Source organism: Mesorhizobium sp. C416B (assembly GCF_030323165.1).
Taxonomy (GTDB): Bacteria; Pseudomonadota; Alphaproteobacteria; order Rhizobiales; family Rhizobiaceae; genus Mesorhizobium.
Window position 1 is genome coordinate 3,554,235 of sequence record NZ_CP100471.1, and the last position, 21,743, is coordinate 3,575,977.

At 63.9% G+C, this 21,743-nt stretch carries 19 protein-coding genes; 8 read left to right on the forward strand and 11 right to left on the reverse strand.

All coding sequences use genetic code 11. From position 1 onward, the window contains the following. Positions 1-22: 22 nt before the first annotated feature. From NLY43_RS17220 to NLY43_RS17240, 5 genes are all read left to right on the forward strand, one after another. Positions 23-1,120 (forward strand): BMP family ABC transporter substrate-binding protein, encoded by a 1,098-nt coding sequence (locus tag NLY43_RS17220; RefSeq protein ID WP_196814159.1) that lies wholly within the window; start codon positions 23-25, stop codon positions 1,118-1,120. 3 nt (positions 1,121-1,123) lie between these two features. Beyond that, on the forward strand, positions 1,124-2,647 hold the full coding sequence (locus NLY43_RS17225; RefSeq protein WP_023683612.1) for an ABC transporter ATP-binding protein: 1,524 nt from the start codon (positions 1,124-1,126) through the stop codon (positions 2,645-2,647). Beyond that, the gene (locus tag NLY43_RS17230; RefSeq protein WP_023671209.1) at positions 2,644-3,744 is read left to right on the forward strand and encodes an ABC transporter permease; all 1,101 of its coding nucleotides are present in this window, start codon (positions 2,644-2,646) and stop codon (positions 3,742-3,744) included. Before NLY43_RS17225 ends, NLY43_RS17230 begins: the two co-directional genes overlap by 4 nt. After that, the gene (locus tag NLY43_RS17235) at positions 3,741-4,652 is read left to right on the forward strand and encodes an ABC transporter permease (RefSeq protein WP_023710456.1); all 912 of its coding nucleotides are present in this window, start codon (positions 3,741-3,743) and stop codon (positions 4,650-4,652) included. The genes NLY43_RS17230 and NLY43_RS17235 overlap by 4 nt, the downstream gene beginning before the upstream one ends. A gap of 598 nt (positions 4,653-5,250) precedes the next feature. Then, complete coding sequence (locus tag NLY43_RS17240; RefSeq protein ID WP_245267866.1) at positions 5,251-5,787, forward strand: hypothetical protein; 537 nt, start codon at positions 5,251-5,253, stop codon at positions 5,785-5,787. Positions 5,788-6,145: 358 nt separating this feature from the next. Here the strand turns inward: NLY43_RS17240 and NLY43_RS17245 are convergent, their stop codons facing one another. After that, complete coding sequence (locus tag NLY43_RS17245) at positions 6,146-6,400, reverse strand: hypothetical protein (protein ID WP_196815243.1); 255 nt, start codon at positions 6,398-6,400, stop codon at positions 6,146-6,148. 146 nt (positions 6,401-6,546) lie between these two features. Next, positions 6,547-7,650, reverse strand: coding sequence for a LacI family DNA-binding transcriptional regulator (locus NLY43_RS17250; protein WP_031198361.1), 1,104 nt, complete (start codon positions 7,648-7,650; stop codon positions 6,547-6,549). 580 nt (positions 7,651-8,230) lie between these two features. Here NLY43_RS17250 and NLY43_RS17255 point away from each other — a divergent pair. The 3 genes from NLY43_RS17255 to NLY43_RS17265 all read left to right on the forward strand — a co-directional run bounded on the left by NLY43_RS17255 (position 8,231) and on the right by NLY43_RS17265 (position 11,885). After that, on the forward strand, positions 8,231-9,193 hold the full coding sequence (locus NLY43_RS17255; protein WP_023672352.1) for a sugar-binding protein: 963 nt from the start codon (positions 8,231-8,233) through the stop codon (positions 9,191-9,193). Positions 9,194-9,315: 122 nt separating this feature from the next. Continuing rightward, positions 9,316-10,854 carry a sugar ABC transporter ATP-binding protein gene (locus NLY43_RS17260; RefSeq protein ID WP_023672351.1) on the forward strand — a complete coding sequence of 513 codons (1,539 nt, stop codon included), beginning with the start codon at positions 9,316-9,318 and terminating at the stop codon, positions 10,852-10,854. 44 nt (positions 10,855-10,898) lie between these two features. Further along, positions 10,899-11,885, forward strand: coding sequence for an ABC transporter permease (locus NLY43_RS17265; protein WP_023672350.1), 987 nt, complete (start codon positions 10,899-10,901; stop codon positions 11,883-11,885). 2 nt (positions 11,886-11,887) lie between these two features. On the opposite strand, the gene phnN is transcribed toward NLY43_RS17265, so the two are convergent. The 9 genes from phnN to NLY43_RS17310 form a co-directional block, all read right to left on the reverse strand. After that, positions 11,888-12,517: a phosphonate metabolism protein/1,5-bisphosphokinase (PRPP-forming) PhnN gene (phnN, locus tag NLY43_RS17270; protein ID WP_023710452.1), complete on the reverse strand. Its 630-nt coding sequence runs from the start codon at positions 12,515-12,517 to the stop codon at positions 11,888-11,890. Continuing rightward, positions 12,514-13,668: an alpha-D-ribose 1-methylphosphonate 5-triphosphate diphosphatase gene (locus NLY43_RS17275; RefSeq protein ID WP_023695970.1), complete on the reverse strand. Its 1,155-nt coding sequence runs from the start codon at positions 13,666-13,668 to the stop codon at positions 12,514-12,516. Before NLY43_RS17275 ends, phnN begins: the two co-directional genes overlap by 4 nt. 34 nt (positions 13,669-13,702) lie before the next feature. Then, positions 13,703-14,410, reverse strand: a complete 708-nt coding sequence (locus tag NLY43_RS17280) for a DUF1045 domain-containing protein (RefSeq protein ID WP_023695971.1) — start codon at positions 14,408-14,410, stop codon at positions 13,703-13,705. A 154-nt stretch (positions 14,411-14,564) separates the two neighbouring features. Further along, positions 14,565-15,377 (reverse strand): 5-deoxy-glucuronate isomerase, encoded by an 813-nt coding sequence (iolB, locus tag NLY43_RS17285; RefSeq protein ID WP_023672346.1) that lies wholly within the window; start codon positions 15,375-15,377, stop codon positions 14,565-14,567. A 192-nt stretch (positions 15,378-15,569) separates the two neighbouring features. Further along, the gene (locus tag NLY43_RS17290) at positions 15,570-15,818 is read right to left on the reverse strand and encodes a hypothetical protein (protein WP_023710451.1); all 249 of its coding nucleotides are present in this window, start codon (positions 15,816-15,818) and stop codon (positions 15,570-15,572) included. A gap of 9 nt (positions 15,819-15,827) precedes the next feature. Then, positions 15,828-16,745 (reverse strand): myo-inosose-2 dehydratase, encoded by a 918-nt coding sequence (iolE, locus tag NLY43_RS17295; RefSeq protein WP_023710450.1) that lies wholly within the window; start codon positions 16,743-16,745, stop codon positions 15,828-15,830. A 145-nt stretch (positions 16,746-16,890) separates the two neighbouring features. After that, positions 16,891-18,741 carry a 3D-(3,5/4)-trihydroxycyclohexane-1,2-dione acylhydrolase (decyclizing) gene (gene iolD, locus NLY43_RS17300; protein ID WP_023710449.1) on the reverse strand — a complete coding sequence of 617 codons (1,851 nt, stop codon included), beginning with the start codon at positions 18,739-18,741 and terminating at the stop codon, positions 16,891-16,893. Between the two features lie 33 nt (positions 18,742-18,774). Then, positions 18,775-20,709 (reverse strand): bifunctional 5-dehydro-2-deoxygluconokinase/5-dehydro-2-deoxyphosphogluconate aldolase, encoded by a 1,935-nt coding sequence (locus NLY43_RS17305; RefSeq protein ID WP_023710448.1) that lies wholly within the window; start codon positions 20,707-20,709, stop codon positions 18,775-18,777. 153 nt (positions 20,710-20,862) lie between these two features. After that, a complete protein-coding gene (locus NLY43_RS17310) occupies positions 20,863-21,708 on the reverse strand; it encodes a MurR/RpiR family transcriptional regulator (RefSeq protein ID WP_023703746.1) in 846 nt (281 codons plus the stop codon). Positions 21,709-21,743 lie beyond the last annotated feature (35 nt).

The following is a 21,743-nucleotide window of genomic DNA, read 5'->3' on the forward strand; positions in this document are numbered from 1 at the left end:
TTAAGACAGGGGAACTGACATGCTGAACTATCTGACCCGCAGAACTCTGATGAAGGGCCTTGCCGCGACAGGGCTTGCCGGCGCGCTTGGCAGCCGTCCCGCCTTTGCGGCCGACGAGCCGCTCGGTATCACGCTCGTGCTCCCGTCGCCGGTCGGCGATGTCGGCTGGGGCCATGCGCTCGCCGCCGGCCTCGAGCCGGTCAAGGCCGCATACGGCGACAAGGTGAAGATCACCGTCATCGAGAACATCGCCGAAGGGCCGGACGCCGACCGGATCATGAACAAGACCGTCGCCGACGGTAACAAGTTCCTGATCGCCGGCTCATTCGGCTACCAGAATGGTGCATTACAGATCGCCCGCCGCGATCCTGCGGTCACCGTGCTGCATGCCTCCGGCTTCCAGACCGCGCCGAATTTCTCGCCCTTCGCGGCGAAGTATTTCCAGGGCACTTACCTGCTCGGCATAGCCGCCGCAGCTCTTTCCAAGACCGGCAAGGTCGGCTCCGTCTCGGCCTTCGCCATTCCGGAGCTGATCACCTCGATCAACGCATTTACGCTCGGCGCACAGACCGTAAATCCCGATATCGAGGTATCGGTCGTCTGGGTGAACTCCTGGTTCGACCCGGCCAAGGAACAGGAAGCCGCCAAGGCGCTGATGGCACAGAACTGCGACGTGATCTTCTCGAACGCGCAGGACACACCCTCCGTGATCTCGGCCTGCGAGGAGGCTGGCGTCTACGCGTTCAACCTCAATTCGTCGATGAAGAAATATGCACCGAAGAAATATCTCGGCTGCATCGCGACAGACTGGTCGCCCTTCTTCAAGGCTTCCGTGGATGCCCATCTCGCCGGAACTTTCAAGGGCGCCAACACCTTCCTCGGCGTCGCCGAAAAGGTGGTGGAGGTCGTGGACTGGAACTCAGATATCCCAGCCGACACGATGACGAAGATCAAGGAAGTGGCGGCGAAGATCGCCGACGGCAGCTTCTCGCCCTTCACAGGTCCAATCACCAAGGCCGACGGCAGCGAAGCCGCCGCCGCCGGTGCGACGATAGCGGATCCCGAGATCGTCGCGATGGACTGGCACGTCAAGGGTGTCACCACACCACTGCCGAAGTAAGTCATGACCCCGCCCCTTCTGTCGCTCCGCGGCATCTCGAAGAGCTACGGCCAGATCCGGGCCAACCAAGCCATCGATCTGGACGTGGCGCCCCAATCGATCCATGCGATTCTCGGGGAGAATGGGGCGGGCAAATCGACGCTGATGAAGCTCATCTATGGCGTTGAACAGCCGGACGAAGGCACCGTCGTCTGGAACGGAGAGCATCTGCGCCTTGCCTCGCCGGCTGAGGCACGGCGCAGGGGCATCGGCATGGTCTTTCAGCATTTCTCGCTGTTCGAGACGCTGACTGTCGTCGAGAACATCCAGCTCGTCGTCCCCGGCGGCAAGGCGGAGCTGGCGGGGCGCATCCGCAGCCTCGGCCAGGATTTTGGCCTTGAAGTGGATCCTCTCGCCGATGTGCACGCGCTCTCGGTCGGCGAACGGCAGCGGGTGGAGATCATCCGCTGCCTGATGACGGACCCGAAGCTGCTCATTCTCGACGAGCCGACCTCGGTCTTGCCGCCGCAGGCGGTGAAGAAGCTGTTCGACACGCTCAGGCGCCTTCGCGACCGCGGCGTGTCCATCCTGTTCATCTCCCACAAACTGGAGGAAATTCGCACGATCTGTGACCAGGCGACGGTCTTGCGTGGAGGGCGCGTTATCGGCACCGTCGACCCGCGCGACTATGATGCGCACGACCTCGCCCGGATGATGATCGGCCGCGACATGCCCGAGGTGATGCCCGCGTTGGCCATGCCCGAGGGGGAGAAGCGGCTGGAAATAATCGGCATGGACTACACGCCGGACGACCCCTTTGCCACGCCGCTCTCCGGCATCAGCCTCACGGTACGATCAGGCGAGATCCTTGGCATAGCCGGAATATCGGGCAATGGCCAAGGCGAGCTTGCCGCGCTTATCTCGGGCGAAGCGATGCTGCTGAAGGAACAACGCGACCGGATTTACATGATGGGCCGCGACGTAGGCGCACTCGATGCGGCCGCGCGCAGGAGATTTGGCTTCGCCTTCGTGCCCGAAGACCGGCTGGGACGCGGCGCGGTCCCTGAAATGTCGCTCGTGCTCAACACCGTTCTTACCGCCCATCCTTTCGATCTCGTGAGGCGCGGCCTCATCAACAGCGCCGGAGCGACGGCTTTCACCAGCGAATGCATCCGTCGGTACGACGTCCGCGCCTCCGGCCCGGATGCCGAAGCGGGCTCGCTGTCCGGCGGCAACTTGCAGAAATTCATCGTCGGTCGCGAGATGATGCTGTCGCCAAAACTGCTTTTCGTGGCGCAGCCGACCTGGGGTGTAGACATTGGCGCTGCATCCGCCATCAGAAGGCGGCTCATCGCGTTGCGCAACCTGGGCGTGGCGATCCTCGTAATTTCCGAGGAACTCGAGGAACTTTTCGAACTCTGCGATTTCATCCAGGTGCTCCATCATGGAATGCTGAGTCCGCCTCTGGTCACGCGGGACACGCGCCCCGAAGACATCGGCAGATACATGATCGGAGCACATGCCTCGCCAGAGAAGGTTCCTGCATGAGCGTTTGGGCCGCGCCGTTCCTCCCCGCGCTCGTCCGCCGGGAGCATGCCTCGCTCGTCGCGGCCATGCTGGCCCCGGCTGTCGCGCTTGGCATGGCGATCATCCTCAATCTGGGCCTTTATGTGCTGATAGGCCGAGATCCGGCGGCCGTCCTGTACGCGATGCTTCTCGAGCCGTTCCTCTCCTGGGCATCGTTTGCGGAGGTGCTGCTGAAGGCGGGGCCCCTTCTCCTCATTGCGCAGGGGCTGGCGATCGGTTTCCGCGCAAAAGTGTTCAACATCGGCGCGGAGGGCCAGTTTATCCTGGGCGCTATTTTCGCCTCGGCGATCCCCGTCTGGTTTCCGCAGGCGACCGGGCAGTGGATCTGGCCGCTGATGCTGCTTCTCGGTGCCCTCGGCGGTGCACTTTGGGCATCTATCACCGCCTTCTGGCGCGTCAGGCTCAATGCGAACGAGATCCTGGTCTCCCTGATGCTGAGCCTCGTTGCGGCGCAAGTCCTCAACTACCTGCTGCTCGGCCCATGGAAGGACCCGGCCGGCTTCAATTTCCCACAATCCGTCATGTTTCAGAACGACGCGATGGTGCCGACCCTGATCACCGGTACCCGCGTCAACGTCTCGCTGCTCATCACACTTGCGCTCTCGCTGGTGGCCTGGGTTTTCATGCAGCGAAGCTTCATGGGGTATAAGCTCAAGGTCGGCGGCCTTGCCCCGCGCGCGGCCGGTTACGCCGGCTTCAGCGAAGGGCGTGCGATTTGGCTATCGCTTCTGATCGGTGGCTTGGCGGCGGGACTGGCAGGCGCGGCGGAAGTCGCGGGGCCGCTCGGCCAGCTGCAGCGCTCGATCTCGACCGGCTACGGTTATGCGGCCATCATTGTCGCCTATCTCGGCGGCTTGCATCCAGTCGGCATCATCTTTTCCGCGCTCTTTATGGCTGTCCTCTATATCGGCGGCGACAATGCGATGGTGTCGGCAAACCTGCCGATCGCCGCCGTCCGCGTCTTCCAAGGCAGCTTGCTGCTCGCCTATCTCGGCGCTGTGGCCTTCGTGCGCTACCGCATCGAGTGGCGCCGCCCCCATCACCTGAGCCAGCCATGAACGCCGTCGAGTTCATTATTTCGGGCATGCTCGCAGCGGCAACCCCCTTTCTCCTTGCCGCACTCGGCGAGTTGGTGGTCGAGCGCGCCGGCGTTCTTAACCTCGGCGTAGAGGGCCTGATGGCCCTCGGCGCGGTGCTCGCGTTCATCGTCGTCTACCACGGCGGTGGACACCTGCTGGGGTTCGTTGCCGCCGGCCTCGGTAGCGCCGTCCTGTCCCTCGTCTTTGCAGTGCTGGCACTCGGATTCCGGGCAAACCAGGTCGCGACAGGCCTTGCGATCGGCATTCTCGGCCAGGGCCTTTCGGCGCTGTTCGGCAAAAGCTACGAGAGCTTGACGGTCAAGGGGCTCCCGAAACTTGCCTTTCCCGGCCTCTCGGAAATCCCGGTAGTCGGCAGGCTGTTTGTCCAGGACGTCGTCGTATGGCTTTCCCTTGCCGTGACGTTTGCGATCTGGGCGATGTTTGCCTATACGAGAGTCGGCCTTGTCGTGAGGGCAATCGGCGAGAATCCCAAGGCAGCCCATGCCATCGGCTATCCGGTCATCGCTATCCGTATCGCGGCCATAGCTTTTGGTGGCATGATGGCGGGTTTTGCCGGCGCCTATGCGGCGGCGGTGTACACGCCCCTTTGGGCGGACGGTATGATTGCCGGACGTGGCTGGATCGCGATCGCACTCGTTGTCTTTGGTACGTGGCTCGCTGGCCGCATCTTCCTGGGTGCCTGCCTCTTCGGTGCGGTTTCGCTGATGAGCCTCGCCGCCCAGGCGACCGGTCTGGACTTGCCATCGCAACTGCTTTCCAGCCTTCCCTATCTCGTTACGATCGTCGTGCTCGGTGTCATCTCGGCGGACCGCCGCTTGCTCAGGCTGAACGGTGTCGCCTCGCTTGGCGAACCCTTCGAACGTTAGCCGGGATTAAAGTGGATTTGCGAAACTCGGCGTAAGTTGAAGAGATTCGAAACGCCAGCGGACGATCGGCATCCGATCCAAAGGGCAGAAACGCCAAACGGGGCGAAGGTATGCCCGCAAGGGTAGCGCTGACGCCGTCGACTGCGAGCAGCGGAACGATGTGGCGCACAACGCGCCCGACATCGGTGGAGATCGTCACGGGTTTCTTGGATCGTCCCCTTTTCTGCAGTACGAGCCCCATTCTCGAGGGTCCATTCTCCACCGCAGCCTAGCGAAGCGGCGTCGCAACATGGCCTGAGGCATGCGCCCGGTAAATTCCCGCATGCGAGCACTCGTCCTGCCTGTCTAAGGTTCCGAGTCTAACCGCAAATCCTCGATTTTTTCCGCCAATTCCAAAATATATATTCCGGTCGCCGCAAGAAGCTATAACAACGATTTCCAATACTACCTATTCTTGCAGAAACTAAAAACGCTACACTCGCGTAATCATATTGGTAACGGATGCTGTTCAACCTGCGTCCAGGCAACCAGCACGGGGAGCGGCGTTATGGATTTCTTTAAAAGTTTAACAAAGGTCTTGGCCGGCGGCGCGGTTTCCGTGGCTTTGTGCTTTCCGGCTGGCGCGGGCGGGCTCAGTGTGGGCATCGGCGGCAGCGGTGGGGTGGGTGTTTCGGTCGGCGGCAGTGGCGGCGGGCTTGGCGTCGGTGTCTCGGTCGGCGGGAGCAAGGGCGTCAATGCCGGAGCGACGGTCGGAGGCACCAGCGGCACCACCGCCAGTGTCGGCGCCTCGGTTGGCAGCGGCGTTACCGCGGGCGCCGGCGTATCGGTCGGCACGGGCGTCGGGGTCGGGGTCGGCGCAACCGTCGGCAGCAGTGTCGGGGTCGGCGCCGGGGTCGGGGTGGGCAGTGGAGTGACGGCCGGGGTCGGCGTCGGCATTGGCACACAGACAACGTCCACCAGCCCTAGGGATCCCAACACGCCGGCGGTGCCGGCGCGGCCGGCGGTGGTTGCCATCAGCGCCATGTCGGCCGGCCAGATCGCCAAGATGAAGAAACGCTGCGCCAGCGTGCTCAGCGGCAAGGGCACCTACGACCGGGACCTGAAGGAGCTCTGCCGGATATTGGCGCGGCGCTGAGTACCGCAACATCGCATGTGCCGTGGGGCATCAGTCTCTCAGCCAGCCCCAATGCCGCAAGGTGGCGGGCATTCTTAGGGAGAGAGCTTTGCCGAGCGGTTCAGCGTTTCGCGGAAAGGCGGAACCGGTCAGGCTGTGCGCTTTCATCGGCGGCATTCTGCATGGCTTGGTCACCGAGCCGAAGGAAGCGCGCCGCCCGGTTGCGGCCTTAATCTGACCTCTACCGTCCGTCCGGTCACCCGGTTGGGCCGGCTCGAAGATTCGCCTCTGGCCTTTTGTATCACCCGCTCTAGCTGCATTGTGTTAGGCTCGTCATGTTAGCCTTGTCTTGCTGATGGAGGTTTTGATGGATCGGCGATCATTCTTGACAGCATTGTTTGGCGTTGCGGGGGCCGCGGCGCTTGCTACCTCGGTTCGGCCTCTCGAGGCCGTGGCCGGGGTTCCCAATGTCGGTAACGGCATTCTCGATGAACTCGACAAGCAGGATGCCAATTCGTTTGATGACGACGAAGGCGCTGGCGATGTTGAGCAGATCTCGCATCGGCGATGGCACCATCGTCGCCACCACAGGCGGCATGTCTGGAGACGGCACTGCCGCACGTTCTGGCGGCATGGCCGGCTGCGCCGGCGCTGCTATCGCAGGCGCTCCTTTGTCGTCTTGCGGTTCTAACCGCGGCACGTTCCCGGATAGTCCCTGCCCTGAGGCGCAACCACCAAACAGACCCATCCCGATTTGCATCGGGATGGATTGGTTCAGCTTTATCCAGCCACAGCTGCCACCGACTCCCGCTCGACCAGCGGGCATTCCAGCTTGGTGATGGGATAGCGGCCGCGGCCGGCAGGCGGCGGCACTTCGAGCTGTTCGATCGCCCATTGGCCCATCGCCATGTGCGGCAGGATCGATGTCGTCAGCGGCGGGAACAGGTGACGGGCGATCTCCTCGTCGTCATAGCCGACGACGGAGATGTCCTGCGGGATGTGCAGGCCCGCCTCCTTCAGCGCTTCGTAACAGCCGATGGCCGTGCGGTCGTTCTGGCAGAAGATAGCGGTCGGACGCTCTTTCAGCGCCAAAAGCTTCACGGTCGCCGCGTAGCCGGCGCTCGCCGACCAGTCGCCCTCGACCACCAGTTCGGGATCGAACGGGATGTCGGCGGTGGCGAGCGCCCTGCGGTAGCCTTTGAGGCGGTCCTGCGCGGCCTGCATCCACGGCTCGCCGGTGATGGTGGCGATGCGGCGGTGGCCGTGGCCGATCAGATGCCGGGTCGAGTTCTGGCCGCCGGCGATCTCGGACGGCACCACGGCCGGGAAGGCATAATCGGCCGTGTAGCAGTTGAGCAGGATGACCGGGATGTCGAGGCCGTAGAGGAAGTCCGGTGCCGTGATCTCGCGGGTGAAGATGGTCATGTAGACCAGCGCCGAGATGCCGCGCCTGGTGAGCGCCGCAATGGCGCGCGGCTCCATGACGGAGTCGCCCATCGTCTGCGCCACGAGCAACACATTGCCGGCGTTCCACGACGCCTGGCGCGCGCCCTCGATGGCGACAACGGCTTCCGGGCTTGTCGCCAGCTGGTCGACAGCGAAACCGATGACACCGTCAAGTCCATCGAAGGCGGGAACAGGTTTGCGCAGCGCCGAGAAGGCGGGTGCTGCGTAGCCGAGCGAGCGCGCGGCGTCGATCACCCGCTCGCGCGTCTGCTGCGACAGCCGGATGCCGGGCGAATCGTTGAGCACGAAAGAGACGGTCGCCTGCGAGCAACCGGCTGCCCTGGCGATGTCGGTCATGGTGACGCGGCCGCCCTTGGCGGCTCTCGCCGGCGCCTTGCGCCGCTTCGCCGTGTCGTCCGGATCCCTCGTCTCGCTCATGGCATTGCGTCCCAATCCCCAGCCTGTCTAGTCGCAAGCCTGCCACACCGACAAGATGGTGTCGCGCCGTCGACCAATGGAAATAGTCGAAGGCGTTTATCTTTATTAGCAGCTTTGAAGTTCGCCGCCATGCCGCTTCGGGCCGCGTGAAATTTGAGGACTGCAAGGCATCTGCTTGCGCGAAGCCGTGCTGCACCTGTTCGGGCAAACTAGACCTAGGCCCACCGCCGAGTGTCCGCGCGAGACCTCTGCTAATAGTGTTTACTAATACAAAACGACGCTGTAACGTCAATCCGCCGTGTCCGGTCAGGTGGGACCCCGTGCGGCGAGAAGTGCACGTGAATGGCCCGATGGCGAGCGGGGTTTGCCTCCGCAAGCCTGGTCTCGGACATGTGATATGTCAGACAAATCAGACTATTTACGAGCACGGGATGAGTCTCTAAAGTCCGTGATCGCGACCGACGACGCCATTCTTCAGCGCCGGGAACCCCTGAGGAGGAGGGCGTCCAAATCGCGAGCGGCAAGTCAGTGAATTCAGATCGGTTCAGTCCGACGACTGAGCCAAAACGGGAGGTTGAACATGAAATCCTTGATACGACATGCATCCGTGGCCACCGCAGCCCTGCTGCTTGGCCTGACCGCGACAGCCATTGCGCGCGCCGACGACAAGCCGACGCTTGCCTTCGTCGTCAACGGCGCTTCCGATTTCTGGAAGGCCGCCGAAGCCGGCGTCAAGAAGGCGCAGGCCGAATTGCCCGACTACAATCTCGAACTCAAGTATCCCGAGCAGTCCTCGGTCGCCATCCAGCAGCGGCTGATGGACGATCTGGTGACCGCCGGCGTCAAGGGCATCATGGTCTCGGCCGTCGACCCCAAGACCTCGACCGACGGCCTGAACAAGATCGCGTCGGAAACGGCGCTGTTCACCACCGACTCCGATGCCCCGCAGACCAAGCGCGTCGCCTATATCGGCTCGTCCAATGTCGACGCCGGCAAGCAGGCGGCCGAGATCGCCAAGAAAGCGATGCCGGACGGCGGCAAGTGCCTCGGCTTCGTCGGCCTGCTCGGCGCCGACAATGCCAAGGAACGCATCCAGGGCATGAAGGACGGCCTCGCCGGCAGCAAGATCGAACTGGTGGACGTGCGCGGCGACGACATCGACCAGGCGCGCGCCAAGAAGAATGTCGAGGACGCGCTGGTCGCCAGCCCCGACATCACCTGCATGGTCGGCTTCTATTCCTACAACACGCCGCGCATCTATGAAGCGCTGCGCGACGCCGGCAAGCTCGGCTCGATCACCGTCGTCGGCTTCGATGACGATCCGATCACGCTGGGCGGCGTCAAGGAAGGCACCGTGGCGGCCACCGTCGTGCAGCAGCCCTTCGAATGGGCCTATCAGGGCATGAAGCTGATGGCCGCCTATCTCAAGGGCGACAAATCAGGCATTCCGGAAGGCGGCCTGATCATCATCCCGACCAAGATCATCGGTAAGGACGATGTCGACACCTATGCCGCCAATCTGAAGGCGATGTCCGGAAACTGAGACCACGAGCAGTTGCGCCGGCTCAGGGTTCGCCTTGAGCCGGCGATCGTGTTGACGGGCCGGCCAAGGCCCGTCAGTCTGTAGCCCACCGGCTGCTGGCAAGCCTGATCAAATATGGCGTGATGAATTATTCCGACCCATCCATCGTCGCAACCACCCCGTTCCTCGGCCTCGAGAACGTGCGCAAGACCTATCCGGGCGTGGTGGCGCTGGACGGCTTTTCCATGGAAGTCAGGCCGGGCGAGGTGATCGGCCTGGTCGGCGAAAACGGCGCCGGCAAGTCGACCTTGATGAAGATCCTCGGCGGCGTCACCAGGCCGGACAGCGGCGCCATCACCGTCGACGGCGTTGCGCATGACGGGCTCACCGTCGAAGGCAGCCTGGGGTCGGGCATCGCCTTCGTCCACCAGGAACTCAATCTGTTCGAAAACCTCGATGTTGCCGCCAATATCTTCTTCGGCCGCGAGCCGTTGCGCGGCGGGCCGCTGAGATTGGTCGACCGCGCCAAGCTGCGCGAAATGGTGGCGCCGCTGCTGAAGCGTGTCGGCGCCAACTTTTCCGCCGATACGCCGGTTGCCTCGCTGTCGCTTGCCCAGCAGCAGATGGTCGAGATCGCCAAGGCGCTGTCGATCAAGGCCCGGCTGGTCATCCTCGACGAGCCGACATCGAGCCTGCCGCTTGCCGAAACCGACAAGCTGCTCGACGTCATCAAGGCGCTGAAGGCCGATGGCATCAGCGTCATCTTCATTTCGCACCGGCTGCATGAGGTCGAGCGCGTCGCCGACCGCGTCGTGGTGCTGCGCGACGGCATGCTGGCCGGCACCTTGCCGAAGAGCGCCATCAACCACGACCAGATGGTCAAGCTGATGATCGGCCGCATGCTGAAGGAGCGCGAGAAGGCCTCCGAGGCGGCGCGGGCGCCGGGCGCCACGGCTCTCTCGGCCAAAGCCATCCGCACCCCCGCCTACCCTGCCCGGCCGGTCGACCTCGACATCAGGCGCGGTGAAATCCTCGGCCTTGCCGGTCTTGTCGGCTCCGGCCGCACCGAACTGGCGCGGGTGTTCTTCGGCATCGACAGCACGCTTGGCGGTGGGCTCGAACTCGACGGCAAGCCGCTTGTACTGGGTTCGGCGGCCGATGCGGTCGCGCATGGCATTTTCCTGGTTCCGGAAGACCGCAAGCTGACCGGCATTTTGCTTGACCTGTCGATCGCGCAGAACATCTCGCTGCCCAACCTGCCGGCGCATGCGAAGCGTCGACTGGTGTCGGCAAGCGCCGAGACCGCCACCGCCGAGAAGCAGAAGAGCAATCTCGGCATCAAGGCGCCGTCGGTGCAGACGCGAACCGGCACGCTGTCGGGCGGCAACCAGCAGAAGGTGGTGCTGGGCAAATGGCTGGCGATGAACCCGAAGGTGATGATCCTCGATGAGCCTACGCGCGGCATCGATATCGGCGCCAAGGCCGAGATTTACGGGCTGATGCGAGCCTTGGCCGATGCCGGCGTGGCCGTGCTGATGATCTCCAGCGACATGGAAGAGGTGATCGGCGTGTCCGACCGCATCGCCGTCATGCATGAGGGCCAGATCTCGGGCATTCTCGACAAGGAACAATTCAGCCAGGAAAACGTGCTGTTGCTGGCGGTCGGCAAGCCGGCAAACTAGCGGGCTTCAGGCGATTGCCGGTCCGGCGCATTGGGGAGAAGACGATGAGCAAAAAAGATCTCGGCCTGCTGATCCTGATCCTGGTGGTCGGCGCCGTGGTGACCGCCATCAACCCGCGCTTCCTTTTGCCGATCAACCTCGCCAACACCTCGAACCTGATCGGCCTGTTCGGGATTCTCGCCATCGGCCAGGCCTTCGTCATCATCACCGGCGGCATCGAATTGTCGGTGGGGTCGCTGGTGGCGCTGCTCGGCACGCTGTTCATCGATTTCATCGCTGTGCGCGACATGCCATGGCCGCTGGCGCTGCCGCTGATCCTGGTGCTGGGCGGCATCATCGGGCTGGCGCATGGCTGGCTGATCACAAGGCTGAAATTGCAGCCCTTCGTGGTGACGCTGTGCGGCCTTTTGATCTATCGCGGGGTCGCCCGTTTCTATACCGCCGACGGCACCGCCGGCTTCGCCTTCGGCCAGAATTTTCCCGAGCTCGAATTCCTCACCGCGGGCCGCAGCTATGGCGTGCCCAACAGTTTCATCGCACTGATCGTCATTTCGATCGTCATGTGGGTGGTGCTGCACCGCTCGGTGTTCGGACGCTACCTCTATGCCATCGGCAAGAACGAAGAGGCGGCTAAATATTCGGGCATCCGCACCGGCCGCGTCGTGATGGCCGCCTATGTCATCTGCGGCGTTCTGACGGCGCTGTCGGCGATCTATTTCGCCATGTACACGCGCTCGATCTCGCCGGCCAGCCACGGCCAGTTCTACGAACTCTACGCCATTGCCGCCGCCGTGCTCGGCGGCTTCTCGCTGCGCGGCGGCGAAGGCTCGCTGGTTGGCGTCATCCTGGGCACCGTGCTGCTGCAGGAGTTGCAGAACCTGGTCAATCTGCTCGGCATCCCGTCCTCGCTCAACTTCGCGGTGATGGGCGGCGTGATCCTGATCGGCGTGCTGGTCGACCAGCAATGGGGCGTGTTCCGCGCAAGGCGGCTGATGCTCGATGCCAGCCGCAAGACTGTCGCGGCCGAGTAGCGCTACATCACGCCGGATATATCCGAGAAGGCCATCGCCTTGCGCAGCACCTCGGCGAAGCGTTCTCCGGCGGCTTCGCGCCGGCCGCCATTGTCGATCGAGGTGACGCCGGAGCCGGACAAAGCGACATTGGCGCTGCGGGCGAGCCGAGCCAGCACTTCGCCGCGCGATTCGCGGCCGCGCTGGGCGAGACGCTCGGCGAGGATTTCCGGCGAGGCGGTGATCTCGACGACAGCCAGATTGGCATAGCGCTCCCGCAGCACCGGGATGACTGCGCGCGAGACATTGGCGACCGCGACATGGCCATTGGCGATGGACCAGTCGACATCGGCCGGAATGCCGTAGCGCAGGCCGTGCGCCTCCCAGGAAATGGCGAAGGCGCCGTCGGCCTCGGCTTCGACAAAGGCCGCGTCGGCCAGCGTGTCGTGATCCTCGCTTGCCGCATCGCTCGGCCTGGTGATGACCCGGCGGACGAACTCCAGCCTCGTCTCGTCGGCAAACAAGGTGCGGGCATAACCGATTACCGTATCCTTGCCGGCGCCACTCGGGCCGACGACGGCGACGAAGACGCCGTTGCGGACCGGAAAGGCCTCGCTGGTCAGTTCGCGCTCGATCGACGCCGAGACCATCAGGCGACCCGCCGCCCTTGGCGCCAGACGGTGCGCACGACCGGCACATGGTCGTCGACGCGCACCCGCACGAGGTCGGCGCGGCGGCCCTGTTCGATGACGCCGCGGTCGTTGAGGCCGATGGCCTCGGCCGGGTTCTTCGACACCATCGCGACCGCCTGCGGCAAGGAGATGCCCTCGACGACGTCGCCGAGGAAGAAGGCCGACTGGATCAGGCTGAAAGGGATATAGTCGGACGACAATATGTCGAGCAGGCCGTCGCCGGCCAGCGTGCGGGCCGAGACATTGCCCGAATGCGAGGAGCCGCGCATGACGTTGGGCGCGCCCATCAGCACGCCGAGCCCGGCATCCTTCGAGGCCTTGGCGGCTTCCAGCGTGGTCGGGAATTCCGCGACGCGCACGCCCTGCTCGATCGCTTCGTCGACATGGCCCGATGTGGCGTCGTCATGGCTTGCCAGCACAATGCCCCGCTCGTTGCAGGCGGCTGATATCGCCACCCGGTTCGGTCCCGAATTCTTCGCTGATTCCGACATCCGCTTTTCGCAGAACAATTGGAAGTCGCGATCGGTCAATTTCAGCTTGCGCTGATAGTAATGGGCGTAGGTCTCGAGATTGACGAACTGACGCTGTCCCGGCGCATGGTCCATCAGCGAGGCCAGCTTGACCCGCCCGTCGCCATCGAAATTGGCGAAAGCCCGCAAGCAATCCGGCGCCGAGACCTCGCAGCGCAGGTGCAGGAAATGGTCGGCCCGCAACCGGTCTTTCGCGACGCTGTCCTCGATCGCGCCGGCGAGCTTGCGGATGTCGTCGGAGGTAATATCCGCGTCCTCGTCCATGCCGACACGCAAAGCGTCGAGCACGGTGGTGATGCCGGCGGTGGCCACCTGCGCGTCATGGGCAAGGACGGCGGCGATCGGGTTCCAGCGCACTTTCGGGCGCGGCGCATAGTGGCCTTCGAGATGGTCAGTGTGCAGCTCGACCAGGCCGGGAATGATGTAGTCGCCGCCCATGTCCTCGCCGTCCATGCTCCCGCCGGTGTGGCCGGTGCCGGCGTCGACGCCGGAGATAAAACCGTCGCGCAGCACGAGCGACCCTTCGACGATCTCGTCGGCAAGCACGATGCGGGCGTTGTGGAGAACAGTTTCGGCGGTCATTCAGGCAGTCCTTGCTTACTCGGACGAATTGCGGTCAGGCGGTTTTTCGGGCAGCGCGGCGGCCGAGCGCATGATGCGAAAGCACCATGAACGGAGCGCCCGGTTCGGTTTCGACGAACAGCGTCAGCGCATCCACCAGCACCGGCTGCTGCAGCACATCGGCGAACAGGCTGTCAATTGCCGCGCGCAGACGTTGGCTTTCCTGCGGCCCGGCCCGGCCGGACAGTGTCATGTGGAAGCGAAAGGTCTCAAACACATAGGGATAGCCCCACTGGCAGAGATTGCGGAACTCGGCCGGCTTCAGCGAATCCGGGCTGCGCCGCTCGATCTCGGCCTCGGTGAGCGGCGCGCGAAAACGGTCGAAGCTAAGCACGACATCATCGGCGAAACGGTTGAGCGGCGGCAGCGGGCCTTCCGGCAGCAAAGCGAAGAAACCATCGATCTGGCTGACGACCAGGCGCGGGATGGTGACCGTCGGCGTTGCTTCGGCAAAGGCGTCCAGCGCCGCGCGCAACGAGCTTTCGGTTTCGTTGGCGGCCAACCGGAAGGGCGCTTTCAGCGTCGCATGAAAACCGTAGCGCCGCGCCGATGCGGTGTGAAAGGCGACTTCGGCCGCCGACAGCTCGCCCACCGCCTCGACCGGCCTGGTGGCGGCGCCAAAGGGGTCGCGGCTCAGCCAATTGGCGGCGATCCGCGCCAGCGGTTCGTCCTGCCTCGGGGTGAAATAAATGGCGTAGCGCATCGAAAAAAATCCTCGTCAGCCCGCTGCCATAGGTGATTTCCATGACGGATTGACGAAGCTTATGCGAGTTTTCGAAGGCAAATCGACCCCATGGATCGTTAGCCGACGATTTTTCGCTGCTGGACCAACAGCTTCCGGCGCAAGCGAAGGCCGATCAGGCCTTCATGAGCCATTCGTGCTCGGGCGCGTTGTGGAACTTCCACGTCCGCTTCGGCCCGGCCATGACGTTAAGGTAATAGAGGTCGTAGCCGTGACAGGCCGCGCACGGATGATAGCCCTTGGGCACCAGCACGACATCGCCGTCCTCGATCGCCATCGCCTCGTCCAGTTCGCGGGCGCCCGACTTGTCGGCGTCGGTGTAGACCCGCTGGAAGGCAAAGCCCTGCGGCGGGTTGAGGCGGTGGTAATAGGTTTCCTCAAGATAGGATTCGGCCGGCAGATTGTCCTGATCGTGCTTGTGCGGCGGGTAGCTCGATGTGTGGCCACCGGGCGTGATGACCTCGACCACCAGCAGCGAGTCGGCGGGCTTGCCCTCGGGCAATATGTTGGTGACGTAGCGCGTGTTGGTGCCTTTGCCCCGAGTCTCCTGGCCGAGGTCGTCGGGTGCGATGACGCGAACGGGCAAGCCGCCGCCCAGGCCCGGCGCCGAGCAGACCGCGAGTTCGAGATCGGTGTCGGCGGTGACCGACCAGTCCGAACCCTCCGGAATATAGACCGACCACGGCTTGCCCTCGAAGGGCGACATGCGCTCGCCGAGCAGGCCGAGTTCCTGGCCGCCGGCCCTTGCCGTGCCCTTGCCGGTGACGAACACCAGGCAGACTTCGCGATCCTGCGTCTTGCCGGATGCGGTCTCGCCCGGCTTCAGGCGGTGCAGGTCGAAGCCGACATAGGTCCATCCGGCGCTTTTGGGCGTGACATGGGCGACGCGGCCATGGCCCTTGTCGGCTTTGACGAGCAGTTTCGACATGTTTTGTCTCTCCTATCGCAAGTCTTCGAGGTCGGCCTCTCAACTTCGTCATCCTAGGGCGAAGCAGGAGCGAAGCTCCGTCGCGAAGACCCTAGGATGACGAAGCGAGGGACGTTCCGGCCAATCATCGACGTAGGCGATACGCCAGGTGTCCAGTGTCCGACCCGCAAGCCCTTCCGAGCCACGGCCGCTTCATTCCTTCGGTCCGGCGTCCGCCTTCGCTTCGCCGGTCTTCGGTCGATGAGGCGCAGCCTTGCTCTCCTCCACCGGCTTGTAAAGATAGAAGAACTGCCAGACGGCGTAGGCGGCAAAGCCGAGCGCAATGATGCCCCAGAATGGGGTGCCGGAGGCGAATTCTATTCCGGCCCAGATCACGCAGACGGCGACGACGGCAACGCGCCGCCACAGCGGCCGGAAGAACGGGTGCTCGTAATCCTTCATCGGATCGCCTCAGGCATTGGGAAAACCCTGCGTTTCCACCGTGTAGCCGGCCGCCGTCATCACCCGCATCAATTCCTTGTGGCCGACCTGCGCCATCTTGAGCGGCGGGTTCTTCTTCGGGTCCTGCTCGGCCTCGACGACGAACCAGCCTTCATAGCCATGGTCGGCGAAGCGCTGCACAATGGCGCCGAAATCGAGCGAACCGTCGCCAGGCACCGTGAAGGCACCGAGCGCCACGGCGTCGAGAAAGGACTGCTTTGTGCGGTCGAGCCCGTCGATCACGCCCATGCGCACATCCTTCACATGGACATGGCTGATGCGCTTGTGGTGGTTGTCGATGGCGCGCAGCACGTCGCCACCGGCAAAGGCGAGATGCCCTGCATCGAGCAGCAACGGAATGCCTTCGCCGGAATGGCGCATGAAGGCATCGAGCTCCGGCTCAGTCTCGACCACTGCCGCCATGTGATGGTGATAGGACAGCGGCATGCCTTGCTCGGCGCACCATTCGCCGAATTCGGTGAGGCGCCTGGCATAGGCCCTCATCTCGTCGTTCGACAATTTCGGCTTGGTGGCGAGAGGCCTGGAGCGATCGCCCTGGATCGAGCGGCCGACCTCGCCATAGACGATGCAAGGCGCATTCACCGCCTTGAACAGGTCGATCATCGGCTGGATGCGATCCTTGTTCCTGCCCATGTCCTCATCAACCAGGGTGCCGGAGAACCAGCCGCCGCACAGCGTCACGTCGGCCTGCTTCAGGATCGGCAGCATGATTTCGGGGTCGTTTGGAAAACGCCGGCCCATTTCCATGCCGGTGAAACCTGCCGAGCGCGACTGGCGCAGGCACTCTTCCAGCGAGACGTCGTCGCTGAGTTCGGCAAGATCGTCGTTCCACCACGCAATGGGGGACATGCCCAGTTTGGCTTTCAAGTTTTAGCTCCGGTTTCTTGTTCACCCTCCCCCTTGTGGGGAGGGTCGCTGCGAAGCAGCGGGGTGGGGTGCGGCGCCAGACCCCCACCCGGACCTGCGGTCCGACCTCCCCACAAGGGGGAGGTAGGGGGCGGGTGCATGTACATCAATCGCCGATTGTCTGCATCTGCCGCTTTTCGTCATAGGCCTTGCGCGCTGCGTTGACCTGCGGCCGTGCGGAGACTTCCGGCACCGCGACATCCCACCAATGGCCGCCGGCATCGGTGGAAATCAGCGGGTCGGTGTCGATGACCAGCACGGTGGTGCGGTCGTTGGTTTTCGACTTTTGCAGCGCAGTCTCCAGGCCGGTGATCGACGGCACCTTCTCGGCAATAGCGCCCATGCTCGCCGCATGCACGGCGAAGTCGATGTCGGGCAGGATCTCGTGGCGCGCGTCCTTCAGGAGGTTGTTGAAGTTGGCGCCGCCGGTGGCCATCTGCAGCCGGTTGATGCAGCCATAACCCCTGTTGTCGAGCACCACGATGGTCAGCTTCAAGCCAAGCATCACCGACGTGGCGATTTCGGAATTCATCATGAGGTAGGAGCCGTCCCCGACCATGACGACTATCTCCTGGTCGGGCTTGGCCATCTTGGCGCCGAGCCCGCCGGCAATCTCGTAGCCCATGGTCGAGAAGCCATATTCGCCATGGTACGAGCCGGGCGCGCCTGCCTGCCAGAGCTTGTGCAACTCGCCCGGCAAACCGCCCGACGCATTCAGCAGCGTTACGCCGGACCCCAGCGCGCGCTGCACGGCGCCGATCACCTGCGCGTCCGACGGGAAGGCGGCGTTGGTCGACGCCGTCACCTTCGAGGCTTCGGCCTGCCATGCCTTCTTGCCCTGGGTCGCATTGTCGGTCCATGTCGCCGGTGCTTTCCAGCTCCCCAACGCCGCACCCAGTTCGACAAGCCCTTCGGCCGCGTCGGCGACCAGCGGCAGCGCGCGGTGCTTGCCGGCATCGAAAAGCTGCACGTTGAGTCCGATGATGGTCTTGCCGGAATTCTTGAACAGCGCCCATGAGCCAGTGGTGAAATCCTGCAGGCGGGTGCCGATGGCGAGCACGACATCGGCTTCTTCCGCCAGCCGGTTGGCCGCGGACGTGCCGGTGACGCCGACCGCCGCCATGTTGAGCGGATGCGTGTCGGGCAGCGAGGATTTGCCGCCTTGCGTTTCGCAGACCGGAATGCCGGCGCTCTCGGCGAATTTCGCCAGTTCATCCGAAGCCTGCGAATACAGCACGCCGCCGCCGGCGATGATCAGCGGCTTCTTCGCGCCCTTCAGCGCCGCAACCGCAGCGGCAAGCTCGTTCCGGTCCGGACGCGGCCGGCGCTGGTGCCAGACGCGCTCGGCAAAAAAGCTCTCGGGATAGTCATAAGCCTCGGCCTGCACGTCCTGGCAGAGCGACAGCGTCACCGGGCCGCATTCCGCGGGATCGGTCAGCACCTGCATGGTCCGCGCCAATGCCGGGATGATCTGCTCGGGACGGGTGATGCGGTCGAAATAGCGCGACACCGGACGGAAGCAGTCATTGACCGTCGCGGTGCCGTCGGAAAAGTCCTCGGCCTGCTGCAGCACCGGGTCGGGAATGCGGTTGGCGAAGACATCGCCCGGCAAAAACAGGACGGGCAACCTGTTTACATGGGCGAGCGCCGCCGCCGTCACCATGTTGAGCGCACCGGGGCCGATCGAAGAGGTCGCGGCCATGAAGCGGCGGCGGAAATTGGCCTTGCCATAGGCGATCGCCGCATGCGCCATCGCCTGCTCATTGTGGGCGCGGAAGGTCGGCAATTCGTCGCGCAGCTGGTACAGCGCCTCGCCGATGCCGGCGACATTGCCGTGACCGAAGATCGCCCACACACCGCCGAAGATGGGCACTGGTCTGCCGTCGATCTCGGTCATCTGCTTGCTCAGAAAGCGGGTCAGCGCCTGCGCCATCGTCAGGCGGATTGTCTTGCTCATGGTGTTTTCCTCCGCAGTCCTCTTGCCGCGCCTTTATGCTGCTTTACGGCCACGCGCGGCAAGCCACGCTTCGGTCAACTGTTCGAAGCGCGCGGCCATGTCGGCGATAGCCTCGTCATCCGTCATCTTGCCCGCCAGCCATTGTTCGGCGGCGTGGACGAAGATGGTGCGGCCGACGGCAAAGCCCTTGACAATCGGCGCCTTGGCGGTGGCGGCAAAGGCCGCTTCCAGTTCGTCCTGCGGCGCTTCGAGACCCAGCAGCACGACGCCACGACACCAGGGATCGTGCTTCAGGATCACCGCTTCGATCTTGGCCCAGGCGCCGGCCGACGCCTGCGGTTCGAGCTTCCACCAGTCCGGCTTGATGCCAAGCGCATAGAGTTCTTCCAGGGCGCGCGGGATGGTCGTTTCGTCGAGCTTGCCGTGCTTGCCGGCGATGATCTCGACCAGAAGCTCCCGGCCGACCTTCCGCGCGGCTTCGAACAGCGAGCGCAGCTTCTGCTGCTGCTCTTCCTTGAGCGCTGCCGGATCGTCGGGGTGATAGAAGCACAGGCATTTGATGCAGTGGTCGACCGGCCATTCCACCAGTTGCGAGCCGATGTCCTGCGAGAACTCGAAGCGCAGCGGCCGCGAGCCCGGCAGTTCGACGGGACGGCCGAGCCAGGCAAAGGGGTGGCGGGCGAATTCGAACATCGCTTCGCGGCCATGCTTCTCGTCGATCAGCATGCCACAGCCGTCGCGGCCGGCGGCGACTTTCGCCGCAGCCTTGACCGCCAGCACCTTGAAATCGCGGATGCGCGCCGGATCGGCGCCGGTCCTGGCGGCGACGTCCTCGAGCTGCACACGGTGGTCGCAGGCGAGCGCCATCATGGAGGGGATGTCGCGGCGGCGGGTCGTCGCCCAATGGATGTGGTTGATCGCCTCGTCCTTGCGCAACGCTAAGTGCTTGCTGCCGTTCTTGAGGAAGAACTGCAATTCCTCGAAGGTCGGATATTCCGGCGCGCAGAGCAGCCGCGACACGGCGAAAGCGCCGCAGGCATTGGCCCAGGTCGCCGCCGTTGCCAGGTTTTCGCCACCGAGCCAGCCGCGCAGAAAACCGGACATGAAGGCATCGCCCGCGCCGAGCACATTATAGATCTCGATCGGAAAGCCCTTGCCGACGATACCGTCTTCCAGATCGTCGCTGACCGGTCCGTCATAGACGATGCAGCCCATGGCGCCGCGCTTCAGTACGATGGTTGCCTTGGACAGCGCGCGGATCGTCTTCAGCGCGCTCAGGCAATCGTCGGCGCCCGAGGCGATCATGATCTCTTCCTCGGTGCCGACGATGAGATCGCAATCGGGCAGCACCGTCTTCAGCTGGGCCGAGACGCGGTCGGATTTGACATAGCGCTCAAAACCTTCGGCATGGCCGGCGAGTCCCCAGAGGTTGGGGCGGTAGTCGATGTCGAACACCACCTTGCCGCCCCTGGCCTTGATGATGCGGATAGCCTTGCGCTGGGCGGCGTCGCTGTTGGGTCGGGAAAAATGCGTGCCGGTGACGACGATGGAACGGGCCGAGGCAATTAAAGCCTCGTCGATATCTTCTTCGGCGAGCGCCATGTCGGCGCAGTCGCTGCGATAAAAGATCATCGGCGAGACCCCTTCGCTCTCGACCGAAAGCAGCACCAGAGCCGTCAGCCGTTCCTTGTCGGTCTTCAGCCCGTCGACATTGACGCCTTCGCGCCGCAGCTGCTCGCGGATGAAGCGGCCCATCTGCTCGTCGCCGACACGGGTGAGCAGCGCCGAGCGCAGGCCTAGTCTCGCCGTGCCAACCGAGATGTTGGCCGGGCAGCCGCCGACCGATTTGGCAAAGGAGGTGATGTCCTCCAGCCGCGAGCCGATCTGCTGGCCGTAAAGGTCGACGGAAGCGCGACCGATGGTGATGACATCGAGCGTCGCCTGTTTGGCGTCCACGGCTTCGCTCATTGGAACCTCCCGTCGGTCTTGTTGTCTTGAGCAACGTAGTTGGGGGACACGCGCGAGCGGCAGCGTGGCGCCGGGAATATGAAATAATAATTCCAATCCATAGTCAATATGGAATGAGCATTCCTTTCGGGAATTCGAGCGCCCGGCGCCGGCCTAGGCTTTGCGCTTCTTGCCCGTGCTGCGCCGCTTCTCGCCGACGCCGACGGTGAGCGCCATGGCCAGCGCCATGGTGGCCGACAGCGAGCGGAAGCCGGCAAAATCGGCCTCGGCAACCTCGAACCAGACCTTGGCGAACTGCGCTAGTGGCGAAAACGAACTGTCGGTGATGGCGATGATCGGCACGCCCTGTTCGGAAATGGTGCGGGCCTCCTCGATGGTGGCCGGCGCATAGGGCGAGAAACTGATGGCAATGACGGCGTCCGCCGGGGTGGCGAAGGCGACCATCTCGGCATTGAGGCCGGCGGCGGATTCGATCAGCTGGTTGCGGATCTTCAGCTTGCCCAAGGCATAGGCAATGTAGCTCGCCACCGGGTAGGAGCGGCGCTTGGCCAGGACATAGATGGTCTCGGCCTTGGCCAGCAGCGAGATCGCGTCTTCCAGATGCGCCTCGTCCAGCGAGCGCGAAATATCGTTGAGCGAAGTGCTGGCGGCGGCGACGAAGCCGTCGAAGATGGCTCGGTGTCCAGCACCCGCATCGGCCTTGGCGCGCAGCGCCTGCAGGCGTTCGTCATAAGAGGAATTGCGCTCGCGCAGCCGCTCGCGAAACACCTGCTGCAGGCTGGTGAAGCCGTCGAAGCCTAGTTGCTGGGCAAAGCGGATCAAGGTGGACGGCTGCACGCCCGCCGAAGCGGCGATGCTGGCGGCGGTGCCGAAGGCGATGTCATCGGGATTGTCGAGCGCATAGGCGGCGATCTGGGCGATGCGCTTGGGCAAGGTTTCACGGCGATCGAGGATCGTGGCGCGCAGCGTCTCGAAGTCGCGAGGTACCCGTTCGTCCATCGTCGCCCCGTCCAAGCTCATCTAGAGCATGATGC